The sequence below is a fragment of the Bacillus sp. LQ01 genome (genome assembly GCF_057624735.1).
Map to the genome: position 1 here is coordinate 2,178,459 of NZ_JBYEZL010000001.1, position 13,072 is coordinate 2,191,530.

Sequence of the window (13,072 nt, forward strand, 5' to 3'; positions counted from 1 at the left end):
TTAAGGCGCTTTGTAGCGTTACAAATAATGTTAATTGCACTATAATAATACTAATTTAAAGAACTGGAGAGTGATTGATAATGCGGCAATATACAAATAGAAATGAGGAATTGAAAATGGAAAATGAAATGAGGATATTCACAAATGACAACAATAAATATAGGGATTGTCGCGCACGTAGACGCTGGCAAGACGAGTTTGACTGAGCGTATTCTTTATGAAACGAATGTGATTAAAGAAATTGGCCGAGTAGATAGTGGTAATACACAAACTGACTCAATGGAATTAGAAAGACAACGCGGAATTACGATTAAAGCATCTGTCGTTTCTTTCTTTATTGATGCTGTAAAAGTAAATGTCATTGATACACCTGGACACGCTGATTTTATCGCTGAAGTGGAGCGATCATTCCGCGTTCTAGACGGTGCGATTTTAGTTATCTCTGCCGTTGAAGGTGTGCAAGCACAAACAAAAATTTTAATGCGAACATTACAGAAACTAAACATACCGACTATTTTATTCGTTAATAAAATTGATCGTAGTGGCGCAAACACTGAAAAAGTTATGAAACAAATAAAAGAGGTTCTTTCAAATGAAGCATTCCCCTTCTACTCTGTTCTAAACGAAGGAACGAAAGAAGCCCGGATCATTGAATACAAATCATATGACGATTGTATGGAACTGTTAGCACCATTTAATGAATCGTTACTTGAATCATATGTAAATAACGAAATAATACCGGACGCACTATTAAGAGAAAAACTAGAACAGCAAATACAGCAAGCGAATGTGTATCCAATCTTTTTCGGTTCAGCAATGACTGGTATGAGCGTAACAGAACTTCTTGAAAAACTTCCGGCTCTCATTCCAGCTCTTACATCGGCACAAGAGGAACCATTATCCGGTGTTGTTTTTAAAATTGAACGTGAACCTTCTGGAGAAAAGGTTGCTTATATAAGAGTTTTTTCAGGTAGCTTACATGTTAGAAAATATGTTAATATACAGCGCAGTAAGTCTCTATTCCATAAAGAAAAGATAAAAAAAATGTGCCTATTTCATAATGGAGATACCGTTCAAACTTCTACCGTTCCTAGCGGTGAGTTTTGTAAAGTGTGGGGGCTGAATGATATTAAAATTGGTGATATTATCGGTGAACGTACGGATTATATAAAAGATATTCACTTTGCCGAACCACAAATGGAAGCTGCCATTGATGCGGTACCTAAAGAGCAAATTCATAATTTATACGCTGTTCTTATGGAACTCTGTGAAGAAGATCCGCTCATTAAAGTTTGGAAAGACGATGTTCATAATGAACTATATATTCGCCTTTTCGGTGAGGTACAAAAAGAAGTAATTGAAACAACACTTTATGAGAAATATAATTTGCAGGTTAATTTTTCAAATACGCGAGTTGTATGTATCGAGAAACCAATTGGCGTAGGCAATTCTGTTGAAGTAATGGGTGAAAAAGAGAATCCATTTTACGCAACAATCGGATTCAAAGTTGAACGTGGTGAACTTAATTGCGGTATAACATATAAATTAGGTGTTGAGCTCGGCTCACTACCTTTAGCATTTCATAAAGCGATTGAAGATACGGTATTTCAAACGTTAAAACAAGGATTATATGGGTGGGAAGTTACAGATATTATCGTCACGTTAACACATACTGGTTATGCTAGTCCTGTTACAACAGCGAGTGACTTTAGAAACTTAACACCGCTCGTTTTAATGGATGCTTTAAAACAAGCTGCAACATATGTATATGAACCAGTTAATGCGTTTGAATTAACTGTACCGGAGCAAGCAATTAGTACCGCAATGTATAAGCTCGCTGCCGTTCCAGCAACTTTTGCAGAGCCTATATTATATAATAATTCTTACCAATTAACAGGATCATTACCTGTTGCGAAAACAGAGAATTTTAAACGCATGCTTCATTCATTTACAGAAGGAGAAGGCATATTTACAACGAAGCCAGCTGGTTTCACAAAGCTTATGGCTCCCTTCCCTACTCGAAAACGTGTTGATTATAATCCGCTGAATCGTAAGGATTATTTACTTCATGTTTTGAAGGCTTATTAAAGTAAAAGAGGTGCAATTCGCACCTCTTTTGCATGTATTAATAGGTTAGTTTGTCCTAACAACTTCTTTAAGTTTTCCTACTATTTTCGCTATAGCCTCAATTGAATTTTCCGTTTCATATCCCCCAACATTTACAGAATGATTTGCATTTTTGACAACTTCAATCTGTAAATTCGTTTTATATAACTGATCAATTTGATCTGCATTGTATTGGTGATCTTTATCCCCAATAACTAAAAACCCTTCGTGTCGACTATGTAAGATAGAATCAAAAATTGTATCAAACGTCAGTAAAGGTGTAAGTAGTATCATTTTTGACTGCGCGAATTCTTCTCTCTTCATTAAATCATTTGCAATCGGAATTGTTCCGAGTGACTTCCCTAAAAACATAGTCTCGTTGTATTGCTCATCTTTTAATACTTCATTTATTACAGGATTAATATCATCCATCATTACTTTCGTTACTTCTTCCATTGGTTTATTCATTAATTGTCCATCATAAGAATAATGAATATGTACAACATCTATTTTATGTTCAAGCATTAACATCGTTGCGTAATAAAATAACGGCTTATCATAATTGTATCCTGAACCTGAAAACATAAAACAAACCGTACTAGAACCTTTTTCGATAAGTGTGTAATAAATTACTTTGTCATTTATATGTACCTCTTTTTTAGTTCCCTTCACCATTTTCCCCTCCGAATACATTTACTTTTGTAATACGATATGTTCTGTGTGAACTGATACATCCTTTACTTTCTCTTTTATAAATGCAGGCTGTAAGTTATATGTATGCAGTTCTTCTACTGGCACCCATCTAAACAAATACGTTCTACCCTCTTCTTCCAAAATATATTGATCCGCTCCACTCGCAGGTAACTCATGTAGCTCTACTTCATAATAAAAACTAATTTCATGAAACTTTCGCTCAGAAAGTGTAAAGAAATTTTCTACTGACCATATTAACCTTTTCCTTTTAATAGGAACACCTATCTCTTCCGCAAGCTCTCGTTTTAATGCATCTTCACTATTCTCTAGCATTTTTACTCTACCGCCGGGTACATACCAAAAATCTTCACCGTCACCTTGCAGAATGAGTATTTTATTATCATGTTTACAAATTGCTCCAACGCGGTAATTAAAACATGTTTCCTCAACTTTGAACGTAAGATCCACAACGATTACCTCCTATATTTCATTTAAAAATCGCTATAAAACTATTATTTATCGTACAAATAAGATTACTAAATTTCCCTAGTTTGTTCAATGTTTTTTCAATTTTACGAATCTTTTCATCAGTAACAATACATATACATATATTACAATAATAGTACATGCGAAAAACGCCTTGTTTCTTTAATAACAAAGCGTTTTTTCTTGATACTATATTTAAATTGTTATCTTCCCACTCTCCCACCACTCCATGAAAGTTTTTAAAGAAGGAGCAACCCACGTTCTACTATCATTTTCATGGTTCCATACATATATATCATCTCTTTGCACTATTCCATTCAAAATGGAATAACCAAACAAATCACCATTTCCACCATCAGCGAAAAATAATAAACAGTCAAAAGGCATGTATAAATCCTTAAAATCAACTATATTTCTCATACTCATATTTTCAGTTTTAATTTTTGAAGCAGACCATATAAAGTCACCGTATTCACCTTCTATACCGTTTGTTTCCTGTAATAATTGATATAAATCATTCGGTAACTCCACATGTAAACATTTTTGTATATCAGTAAGTTCATCCTTCGTAGCTGGGTTTTTCAAGCTTAAATTTGATGAGATACTGTGAATGGTGTCTTTCCACATCACCTTTTCCTCCTTATGTGCAATCAAGCATATTCAAAGAACTCCGCTAAATTTATTGATACCATCTTTCTAACAATTCCTTCTCCCTCTCGCCTGAAATACCTGCTTTTAATTCCCATTCTTCCGTACTCTCCATCCACTCATACACATCTGTAACTGTCTCGTCTATTCTTCTAAAAGTAAGCCCTTCATTAACCGCACTTTCGATACAAATAGAAAACCCGCCTCTCCACGGCTTCGTCCCACCATCTAATGGGAAAGTTTCTGGAATCCACAAAGGCATTTCTGTCCAAGGCTGCACATTGTGTTCACTCATAAACGATTCGTCTACCCAAACAAATTCAGCATCGCTATTCGTAACTTTTTTACACGTATTTAATAGCTCTTCCATCGTCAATTCATCATTCGGACCTGTTATATTGAATGTACCTGCTTTATTATTTTCTGCCATGTTGAGTCCAAATCTCGCGACATCTTTTATATCAACTATCTGCACTGGACGATTTTTTCTTCCTGGAACTAACACGTTACCTCCTTTTGCTACACGCTGAATCCAGTATGGAAGTCGATCTGTATAATCGAACATTCCTGAAAGAAGTCCTGCTCTTACGTGTAAAACACGCCCCGGCCAATACTTCTCTGCTTCTTTTTCGCATAATACTTTCAGCGCACCATAATGCTCATAAGGAGATATTTCACCATTCTCTACAGCCTTTATTTGCTCTTCCGTCGGTTCAGGTTGTAATATATAGTCTTCTTTTATGTCATGCGGAATCCAATCTTTATATACGGAAAGGCTTGAGATGAATATATAGTGTTCAATATTATCTTTAAGCACTTCTCCAACATTCCTAATATGATGTGGAGAAAATCCACATGTGTCTATGACAACATCCCACGTTCGATTTTTTAAACTTGATACATCGTTATTTCTGTCACCGGTTAACTGCTCCACATTAGAAAAAATTTCTTTGTTTGTTCCTCGGTTAAATAACGTAATTTCATGCCCTCTCTGTAAAGCCTCTTCTACAAAAGCTCTTCCTAAAAATCGCGTACCACCTAGAATTAAAATTTTCATTGTTCTCCCCCATTCTTGATTGAAAATCGTTTCTTTTGTTAAACGATTTTTTGTTGTGGAAAGTTACGGGGTTGGTCTGATTTTTTCTGCAAGTTCAACATATGTAATTTCCATTTCATATATAATTAAAATATCGGATATTTGATTAAGCACTTATACATGTAAGTAGGTGAAAAATATGAATAGAAACATAGTTTATCATTCAACATTATGTATTTATTTTCTCACATCGCTTGTATATATCATCTTACTGAACATAGAAAATGGTCGTAATTATTTAGGGTTTACTATGGTTATTCCGCTTTTAGCTGCTGTTTTATATCAGAAATTATATAAGAAACAAAAAATAGTTCATACATTTGGAATTTCACGTCCAAAAATAAGAACATTAATTTTCTCCATTTTATTCCCAATACTTCTAGGTCTATGTCTGCATTTCTATTTCTATTTTTATATTTATAATATAAAATTCTTATTTCATCATTGTAATGAATTAGGATTTCTCCTACTCATTGGTCTTACAATTGCTGCTTTGTCTGCATTTTTAGAAGAAATCATATGGCGGGGAAATTTTCATTACCATTTACGAAAAAAATATTCATTAAAACAAACAGCAATCATTACTGCATTGCTTTGGTCTTTATGGCATTTACCAGTATCAATCTTTTATAAAAATTATCAGTTTCAGCTTGTAGGAATATTAAGCTATCTCTCATTATTATTTATATTATCTATAATTTTGACGTATACGAGAGAGTATAGCCATTCTATGATAACACCCGCAATTTTACATGGTATGTTTAATGTATTTTATTTAACAGATGGAGTAGAAACAAGATGGGATATTAGCCTAATGGAATTAATTAAATTTATCTTGCTGGCAATTGTGTTTTGCATGATGTATCTAATGCATCGAAGAGTTAAAAGTACCTAAACAAATTATAAAGTACTTCAACGCCTATTCAATAATCGTATAGGTGTTGAAATTTTCTAATCTTAGGTGCTTAACTTAGTTAATACATCACTTTTTTCTACCATAGAGAATAAAACAAGTTTAACTAAACCTTTCATTCTTATTTTTATAAAAATAACCATATTAATCTTTTAAATAAGGAAGTATGAATTCTTTAATTAGCTTCCATCTATCCCCTGCATTCGGTATGACTTCAGAAGCAATCACTACCACCAGTTCCTTCTCTGGTACGCAGCAAATCATATTCCCACCATCGCCCATTGCACAGTATGAAAAGATTCCATCCTCTTCTCGTAACCACCATAAGTAACCGTAATGATTTTGGTTCATTGCTATTGATTCTTTTACCCATGATTTTGAAAGAATTTGTTCTCCATTATAAATACCTTCATGCAAATACAGCTGTCCAAACTTAGCCATATCTCTAGCTGTCAACGTTAGTCCCCATCCGCCCGTCGAAATACCATTTGGATCATGAACCCATCCCTTTACATCTTTTCCGAATAAGTCATCAAACCCAAATGCTTTCATATTGTAGTTTAGAATTTCTCTCATGCCGAGCGGCTGAAATAAGTGTTCATTCGCAAAGTCACGCGCACTTTTTCCTGTTACCCTCGTTATGATTGCCGATAGTAAATGAACTCCTGCAGATGAATATTTAAAAATCCCAATTTCTCCGCCTTCTCCTATCTTATTTAACGTATACTGTACCCAATCTCGTTGCGTACATAGCTCTTCTAACGGTTCCTGCCAGTCTACGAAAGGATGTGGAGCCGTCATTGTAAGAAGATGCCGCACTGTTATTTCAGATGAATGAACGTTATATTCCGGGAAAAATTCTATTACTTTTTGATCAACACTTTTTATATAGTCTTTATCTACACATATCCCAATTAACGTAGAGATAATTGTTTTTGTAACTGACGCTATATGAAACGCATCAGTTGGGCCGTGACCATTATAATAGTTTTCAAAAATAACATTACCTTTCTGTACTACTAACATACCATTCATATTTTTGTATTCTTCTTTTATAATCTGATCTAACTTTTCAGCAGTTTTCATTATTCATTCCCCTTTAATCCATGATTAAAAAGGTTCGATAGGTACATATATATCAACTATATGTTTATTTTCCGGGTGTTGCCTTGGGTCATTTTTATACGTTTCAAAAGGATACGAATCTCTCGGCTTATATCCGCTATTGGGAAGCCACTCACCATATAAGAAACCCCACGCTCCTTTATATTCATCTTGGAATATTTCAAAATGACCTACCGCATACTTTCCAGAAGGTATTACCATTATTCCAATGTCGCTCGTTTCTACTGCGGATTCATTCGGAATTGTTATACAAAGACTCGTTCTTAAATGATTGTCTTCTGTAAATTCATGATGATCATGATAAATGGTTAATACTTTCGTATCCTCGAATACATGGTAGTTTTGCTTCGATGCGTAATGAAATAATTTCTCTATCATTTTTAGAAAAGCTATCGTTAACTCTTCATATGTACCGATATGTCTTATGTATGCGACGTTTATATCGTCCGCTGATACAATTTCAACATTTCCTCGAACCTTCTTACATTCATTGTATTGAGAAGGATTACTTACGTCTTTGCAATTCTTGCTATTGTCGTTTCGATATTGCGAGGGACTTACACCGTAATAATTTTTAAATGTTCGGGAGAAAACTGCTGAATCTGTGAATCCGAAGTGATACGCAATATCTGTAATTGTCATATCCAAACGGTATGTAAGTAAATTTGTTGCTCTTTCTAATTTTAATCGGTTTACATAGCGTGATAATGGCTCGTCTACTATCCCCTTAAAAATACGATGAAAATGAAACTTTGAAAATCCTGCTACATCCGCTAACTCTTCAATTGAAAGTGAATCATCTATATGTGATTCTATATAATCTTGCACTTTATAAATGCGTCGTAAGTACTCATTTCTACTTTGTTTACTCTCCATACTTTTATCTCCTCACAACAAAAAGGCTAACGTTAAGCTAGCCTAATTTTACACATTTTTCAAAAATAATACTCTACTACCGCCGTTCCCATCATAATTTGTATGTACAGATACACCCTCTACCTCATCATCCCCAGCCTCAATTCGAAAACCAATTTCTTGATGAAACTGTATCGACTTTTTATTAGTTGGTGACGTAATTGCTTTTACAACTTTACGATTATTTGCACGAGCGACATCAAAGAAATATGAATACAATGTCGATGCGATTCCTCTTCTTCTATACTTCGGATTTACACCGATAAAATGAACATATGCTTCATCTTTATGCGTTTGCGAAAAGAATCCGCATAAGAACCCTAACGTTTCTCCTTCTTCTTCAATGATAAAACTCGTTTCTTGAAAGTGAACGAAAAACAATTTTGGCAACATGGCAACCATGTCTCTCCCGCCCCACCAATCATTTAAAACTGAATGAATCTTTACATAATCTTCCCCTTGGATGTTTCTTACTCGCATATGTTTCTCCCTCTCACTCACTTCATTTTTTCATAAATTTTAATGACGGTTTCTACTAATAGAATGAATACCCATATCCCGCAAAATACAAGAACAGACTGGAATATAGAAGCTAGCATAACAATACTTATTAAACCTAATTCTGATCCTAAAATTGACATTTCATTAAATCCCATATTATGTATAAATGGACCAGTTGAAAAAGCCATTAAAATTGATCCTATTAAATAAATCACACTCATTATTTTTAATATTCTTATAGAAAGATACGAAGTTTTTTCTTGCTTCACTTGTGATAATTCGATCTCCCCGTTCTCAATTCCTTTTTGCAAACAGTCTTCACATAGAAATTCTTCCTTAATTTTTTTACCACCGTGCAACGTACCTGTTATTTCTTTACATCTTGAACATTTTCGATTTATCATGGTGTTATCACTCCAATCTATTCAGATTATACTTATATAATTCTGCATTTACCTTTATATTCCTTTTATGTGTTTTATAGAGAAAGGGCGTGTTTTATGATTTCAAAACTTACGTTTGGCCTGAAAAAATCTACCGCTCATTATGTATTAAGACCTAGTTGTTATGCGATTATTTTCCATTCATCTTCTTTAATGATTGCTGTTATCCAAAAAGGTGACCGTTATTTTTTACCTGGTGGCGGTATGGAAGGTAATGAAACAAAAGAAGAATGTTTGCACCGTGAACTACTAGAGGAATTAGGATGGTCAATTGAAATTGATCAATATATCGGTAATGCGGCACGATATTTTTATGCAGAGAAAGAAGATACATATTATTTAAACGATGGGTTCTTTTATATTGCGAATATGGTGCAGAAAAAAACTGAAAACTGTGAGGATGATCATGTTTTACGCTGGATGTCTCCATTACTTGCTGTTAAGCTTCTCATTCACGATCATCAAAAATGGGCCGTTGAACAAGCGCTTTTATTACAAAAACAAAAAGGATCTCCTTCTATATGAAAGAGATCCTTTTTACTGTTAACTTACTTTTTTCAAATTGAGAGCTGGCTTTTTGATTCCACCTTTTTTTACAACATATAAACCGATGAAGATAATAAGCCCGCCAACTAGTTGCATCATATTGATTTGTTCCCCAATTGTTACTGCCGCAAAGATAACTGCGAACAATGGTACGAGATACATATAAACCATTACTTTCGTTGAGCCTATTTGACTAATGCCGACATACCACATTGCTAGTCCGAAGATGGTCGCGAAGATGATTGAATATGCTAGTGATCCCCAGCTTGGTGTATCTACTGGCCATGTTAATGAATTTACGTTGAATAAACAGTATATAACTAGCGGTACAATTCCAATTAAAGTAGACCATGACGTGACTCTCATTGCGGAGTATTTTGTGATAAGAGGTTGCGCTAATATTGGATACCATCCCCACGCAATTGCTGCGACTAATCCAATTACATTTCCGAGCCACGCATACTCGTAAGTAGCTCCTCCTGTATGCCCTGTTAATAAAACGAATGCTGCACCAATAAACGCTACTATTGAACCAATTTGTACTTTCATCGAAAAACGTTCTTGTTTGTGTAATACTGCTAATATCCCTGTAAAAATAGGTGACATTGCAATTAATAATGAGGCGTTCGTTGCTGAAGTATATTTCACAGATAGCATAAACATCGTTTGATACATTGCCGTACCAACGATACCGACTGCTACTAATCGTAACCAATCTTTTCTTTCAATACGTAATGAGCGTTCCATCATAAATGTAATAAGTAATAATACCGGTGATGCTACTAAAAATCGTAAACTATTAAATTGAATGGATGACATATATGCCACGCCATACTTTCCTATTGTATAATTTGCTCCCCATACTAATGCAACAGATACTAGGAGCCATTCCATTTGCCATCGTTTCATCCAAATCTCCCCTTCCATATTTAGCATAGTAAAATTGGCTGGATATAACACCGTCCAATTGGCTGTTTTTTTACCCAGCCAATTTGTTATACTGAATGTATATAAGAGATGCGGAGGCGTTTGTATGGAATGGAAGCTAGATAACGACAGTAAAATCCCCATTTATCAGCAAGTTGTTGACTTTATTGAAAAACGTATTACATACGGAGAACTTCCTCCAGGAAGCTTCCTACCTTCCGAACGAAAATTAGCTACACAGTTAAATGTAAACCGAAGTACAGTAACGACTGCTTATAACGAACTACGTGCTATGGGAATTGTAGAAAGTACGACTGGTAAAGGTACACGTGTAAGTACACATATGTGGGGCGTTTCTCCAACATTAACGCCGAACTGGAGAAATTTCGTAGAAGGCGGTACATTCTTACCAAACTTACCGTTACTTCGCCATATTCGGGCAGAAGTACAACAAAATGAAAATATTATTGATTTCGCAAACGGAGAACTCGGTTGTAATCTCTACCCACACGATCAACTACAAACAATTTTACGAGAACAACCGTTAACACATTCATTAAGTTACGATCATCCACAAGGCTATCTCCCGCTGAGACAAGCGGTCGTAAAATATATGAAGGAATATTTAAAAGTGGAAGCAACTGAACAATCCATTATGATTACATCTGGCGCACAGCAAGCCTTACACCTTATCGTGCAATGTTTATTAAATCCAGGTGATGCAGTCGCTTTCGAAAGTCCTTCACACTGTTATTCCTTACCGTTATTCCAATCAGCAGGTATTCGTATTTTCCCGTTACCTGTCGATGAACATGGTATTAATCCGGATGATGTACAAGAGTTGTATAGAAAACATCGTATAAAAATGATCTTTTTAAATCCAAATTTCCAAAATCCTACGGGAACGATGCTGCATCCAAAACGTAGAAAAAAACTGTTATCACTTTGCGCAGATTTACGAATTGCGATTGTGGAAGATGATCCTTCTAGTTTACTTACACTAGAAAAGAAACAACCTTGCCCTACTTTAAAATCGATTGATGAAAATGGAACTGTCATTTATGTACATTCTTTATCTAAAATGATTGCACCAGGTTTACGAGTCGGCTGGCTTGTCGCTCCGCAGTCTGTAGTAGAAAGGTTATCAGACGCAAGGCACCAAATGGAATTAGGTATGAGCATTTTCCCGCAGTGGCTTATGCAACAATTTTTCGAAACTGTACCATTTCATTCTCATATCGTACCGTTACGAAAACAATTAGCAGAAAAAAGAGACGTTATCGTTCGCGCCCTAAACGAGCAACTTCATGATAAAATCTCTTTTTCAAACCCGACTGGTGGTATATACATATGGGGAAAATTAAAAGAACCAATAAATGAAAAGCAACTTATTATGCAAAGTTTAAAACAAGAAATCGCCTTTATGCCCGGTAGTATTTTCGGTGCGAAAGATGGTTATATTCGTTTATCTTATGGAAAAGTGAATATTGATCAAATTGAGGAAGGTATTTCTCGTTTGCGAGAGGCTATTTTAATTTGTGAAAAATAACTTTACATAAAGCTCTATCGTTTGACAAAAGAAAAATCTACCATTATTATCAACACGAACCTAGTTTTCCCGCATTAACGGGCAATAAAACTCCCACCTCAAAATTCAGCTGTAGCAAAGAAGTTAGGTGGGAGATCAACTGCCCGTAAATGCCCGATTGGTTCAATTAATAATCAGTGGAGGATGAACCCCCCACTGATTAAAGTTTCACTTTATAGGAGTGATAAAAATGAAAATTTACGTTGATGCAGATGCTTGCCCTGTAAAAGATGTAATTATTTTTGAGGCTACGAATGCAGAAATCCCTGTAACCCTCGTTACTAGCTTTTCTCATTATTCTAATGCTCAGCAACCTAAAGGTGTGGAAACAATATATGTTGATTCCGGAGCAGATGCTGCAGATTACCGAATTATGCAGTTAGCAAAAAAAGAAGATTTAATCGTAACACAAGATTACGGTCTTGCTTCGCTCGCTTTAGCAAAAGGCTGTATCGTTCTACACCATAAAGGCTATAAGTATACGAATGATAACATTGAACAATTGTTACAAACACGATATTTAAGTGCAATGGTTCGAAAAAGTGGTAAACGTACAAAGGGACCGAAACCATTTACAGCAGAAGATAAAGAGAAATTTAGAGAGCTCTTTAAAAGTATGATCGCACTTTAAAAATGAATCGTCTATTTGCAAGGAAAACTTCGCAAAACAAAGAAGAGAATATCGTAATGAACATTCTCTTCTTGAGGTTTCCCCTTTAAAATGAAGGTAAATTATCTAAGTTATTTTCTTTTATTCCATCAGGTTCACTACGTATAATATCTCTGCCATACTTATGAAATACGTCCACATGAGCTAACTTCCCTGATTTTGCTTCACTAAGAGCAGTCATATAATCTAACTCTCTCCCGCTACTTGTTTTAAAAGCAATCAAATCACCTTCATCATTTTTACGAACAGCAACAATTTGTTCTGCTCCTGAAGTAACTTCCTGAGCTATTTCAAATTGAGCTTGCTCTTCCCCTTGATGTAAATAATCATTATATACTTTTTCAAAGTCTTTTTTGTCCATTAAACTCACCTCCAAAACATTTTATTAGTATGGTTGGGAGGTGTTGGTTTTATG

Annotated in this window: 15 protein-coding genes; 5 read left to right on the forward strand and 10 right to left on the reverse strand. The window is 35.1% G+C overall.

Going from position 1 to position 13,072, the window contains the following annotated elements; all coding sequences use genetic code 11:
• Positions 1-144: 144 nt before the first annotated feature.
• On the forward strand, positions 145-2,088 hold the full coding sequence (locus AC22L0_RS11395; RefSeq protein ID WP_087966943.1) for an elongation factor G: 1,944 nt from the start codon (positions 145-147) through the stop codon (positions 2,086-2,088).
• Positions 2,089-2,133: 45 nt separating this feature from the next.
• On the opposite strand, the gene AC22L0_RS11400 is transcribed toward AC22L0_RS11395, so the two are convergent.
• From AC22L0_RS11400 to AC22L0_RS11415, 4 genes are all read right to left on the reverse strand, one after another.
• On the reverse strand, positions 2,134-2,799 hold the full coding sequence (locus AC22L0_RS11400; RefSeq protein WP_139894545.1) for an alpha/beta hydrolase: 666 nt from the start codon (positions 2,797-2,799) through the stop codon (positions 2,134-2,136).
• Complete coding sequence (locus AC22L0_RS11405; RefSeq protein ID WP_000366230.1) at positions 2,800-3,267, reverse strand: NUDIX hydrolase; 468 nt, start codon at positions 3,265-3,267, stop codon at positions 2,800-2,802.
• 213 nt (positions 3,268-3,480) lie between these two features.
• Positions 3,481-3,912: an SMI1/KNR4 family protein gene (locus AC22L0_RS11410; RefSeq protein WP_139894546.1), complete on the reverse strand. Its 432-nt coding sequence runs from the start codon at positions 3,910-3,912 to the stop codon at positions 3,481-3,483.
• Between the two features lie 52 nt (positions 3,913-3,964).
• On the reverse strand, positions 3,965-4,990 hold the full coding sequence (locus tag AC22L0_RS11415) for an SDR family oxidoreductase (RefSeq protein WP_139894547.1): 1,026 nt from the start codon (positions 4,988-4,990) through the stop codon (positions 3,965-3,967).
• Positions 4,991-5,159: 169 nt separating this feature from the next.
• On the opposite strand from AC22L0_RS11415, the gene AC22L0_RS11420 reads away from it, so the two are divergent.
• Positions 5,160-5,924 (forward strand): CPBP family intramembrane glutamic endopeptidase, encoded by a 765-nt coding sequence (locus AC22L0_RS11420; protein ID WP_087966936.1) that lies wholly within the window; start codon positions 5,160-5,162, stop codon positions 5,922-5,924.
• 162 nt (positions 5,925-6,086) lie between these two features.
• On the opposite strand, the gene AC22L0_RS11425 is transcribed toward AC22L0_RS11420, so the two are convergent.
• From AC22L0_RS11425 to AC22L0_RS11440, 4 genes are read right to left on the reverse strand one after another with little or no spacing between them, the layout of a single operon-like run.
• Positions 6,087-7,028: a serine hydrolase domain-containing protein gene (locus AC22L0_RS11425; RefSeq protein ID WP_087966934.1), complete on the reverse strand. Its 942-nt coding sequence runs from the start codon at positions 7,026-7,028 to the stop codon at positions 6,087-6,089.
• Positions 7,029-7,052: 24 nt separating this feature from the next.
• Positions 7,053-7,943: an AraC family transcriptional regulator gene (locus AC22L0_RS11430; protein ID WP_087966932.1), complete on the reverse strand. Its 891-nt coding sequence runs from the start codon at positions 7,941-7,943 to the stop codon at positions 7,053-7,055.
• A gap of 48 nt (positions 7,944-7,991) precedes the next feature.
• Positions 7,992-8,462 carry a GNAT family N-acetyltransferase gene (locus AC22L0_RS11435; protein WP_087966930.1) on the reverse strand — a complete coding sequence of 157 codons (471 nt, stop codon included), beginning with the start codon at positions 8,460-8,462 and terminating at the stop codon, positions 7,992-7,994.
• 17 nt (positions 8,463-8,479) lie between these two features.
• Positions 8,480-8,887: a DUF3980 domain-containing protein gene (locus tag AC22L0_RS11440; RefSeq protein WP_087966928.1), complete on the reverse strand. Its 408-nt coding sequence runs from the start codon at positions 8,885-8,887 to the stop codon at positions 8,480-8,482.
• A gap of 96 nt (positions 8,888-8,983) precedes the next feature.
• Here AC22L0_RS11440 and AC22L0_RS11445 point away from each other — a divergent pair, with 96 nt between their 5' ends.
• A complete protein-coding gene (locus AC22L0_RS11445) occupies positions 8,984-9,451 on the forward strand; it encodes an NUDIX hydrolase (RefSeq protein ID WP_087966926.1) in 468 nt (155 codons plus the stop codon).
• An 18-nt stretch (positions 9,452-9,469) separates the two neighbouring features.
• Here AC22L0_RS11445 and AC22L0_RS11450 read toward each other — a convergent pair whose 3' ends face one another.
• Positions 9,470-10,381 carry a DMT family transporter gene (locus AC22L0_RS11450; RefSeq protein WP_088096842.1) on the reverse strand — a complete coding sequence of 304 codons (912 nt, stop codon included), beginning with the start codon at positions 10,379-10,381 and terminating at the stop codon, positions 9,470-9,472.
• Positions 10,382-10,505: 124 nt separating this feature from the next.
• On the opposite strand from AC22L0_RS11450, the gene pdxR reads away from it, so the two are divergent.
• The gene (gene pdxR, locus AC22L0_RS11455) at positions 10,506-11,948 is read left to right on the forward strand and encodes a MocR-like pyridoxine biosynthesis transcription factor PdxR (protein ID WP_087966922.1); all 1,443 of its coding nucleotides are present in this window, start codon (positions 10,506-10,508) and stop codon (positions 11,946-11,948) included.
• A 229-nt stretch (positions 11,949-12,177) separates the two neighbouring features.
• Entirely contained in the window at positions 12,178-12,618 is a 441-nt protein-coding gene (locus tag AC22L0_RS11460; RefSeq protein ID WP_000708769.1) for a YaiI/YqxD family protein, read from the forward strand.
• An 85-nt stretch (positions 12,619-12,703) separates the two neighbouring features.
• Here the strand turns inward: AC22L0_RS11460 and AC22L0_RS11465 are convergent, their stop codons facing one another.
• Complete coding sequence (locus AC22L0_RS11465) at positions 12,704-13,018, reverse strand: DUF3892 domain-containing protein (protein WP_000358163.1); 315 nt, start codon at positions 13,016-13,018, stop codon at positions 12,704-12,706.
• Positions 13,019-13,072: the final 54 nt, after the last annotated feature.

Coding starts and splice junctions, on each gene's coding strand:
- AC22L0_RS11460 (WP_000708769.1), top strand. CDS start 12,178: ATGAAAATTTACGTTGATGCAGATGCTTGCCCTGTAAAAGATGTAATT.
- AC22L0_RS11395 (WP_087966943.1), top strand. CDS start 145: ATGACAACAATAAATATAGGGATTGTCGCGCACGTAGACGCTGGCAAG.
- AC22L0_RS11435 (WP_087966930.1), bottom strand. CDS start 8,462: ATGCGAGTAAGAAACATCCAAGGGGAAGATTATGTAAAGATTCATTCA.
- AC22L0_RS11465 (WP_000358163.1), bottom strand. CDS start 13,018: ATGGACAAAAAAGACTTTGAAAAAGTATATAATGATTATTTACATCAA.
- AC22L0_RS11430 (WP_087966932.1), bottom strand. CDS start 7,943: ATGGAGAGTAAACAAAGTAGAAATGAGTACTTACGACGCATTTATAAA.
- AC22L0_RS11410 (WP_139894546.1), bottom strand. CDS start 3,912: ATGTGGAAAGACACCATTCACAGTATCTCATCAAATTTAAGCTTGAAA.
- AC22L0_RS11415 (WP_139894547.1), bottom strand. CDS start 4,990: ATGAAAATTTTAATTCTAGGTGGTACGCGATTTTTAGGAAGAGCTTTT.
- AC22L0_RS11450 (WP_088096842.1), bottom strand. CDS start 10,381: ATGAAACGATGGCAAATGGAATGGCTCCTAGTATCTGTTGCATTAGTA.
- AC22L0_RS11400 (WP_139894545.1), bottom strand. CDS start 2,799: ATGTATTCGGAGGGGAAAATGGTGAAGGGAACTAAAAAAGAGGTACAT.
- AC22L0_RS11440 (WP_087966928.1), bottom strand. CDS start 8,887: ATGATAAATCGAAAATGTTCAAGATGTAAAGAAATAACAGGTACGTTG.
- pdxR (WP_087966922.1), top strand. CDS start 10,506: ATGGAATGGAAGCTAGATAACGACAGTAAAATCCCCATTTATCAGCAA.
- AC22L0_RS11425 (WP_087966934.1), bottom strand. CDS start 7,028: ATGAAAACTGCTGAAAAGTTAGATCAGATTATAAAAGAAGAATACAAA.
- AC22L0_RS11445 (WP_087966926.1), top strand. CDS start 8,984: ATGATTTCAAAACTTACGTTTGGCCTGAAAAAATCTACCGCTCATTAT.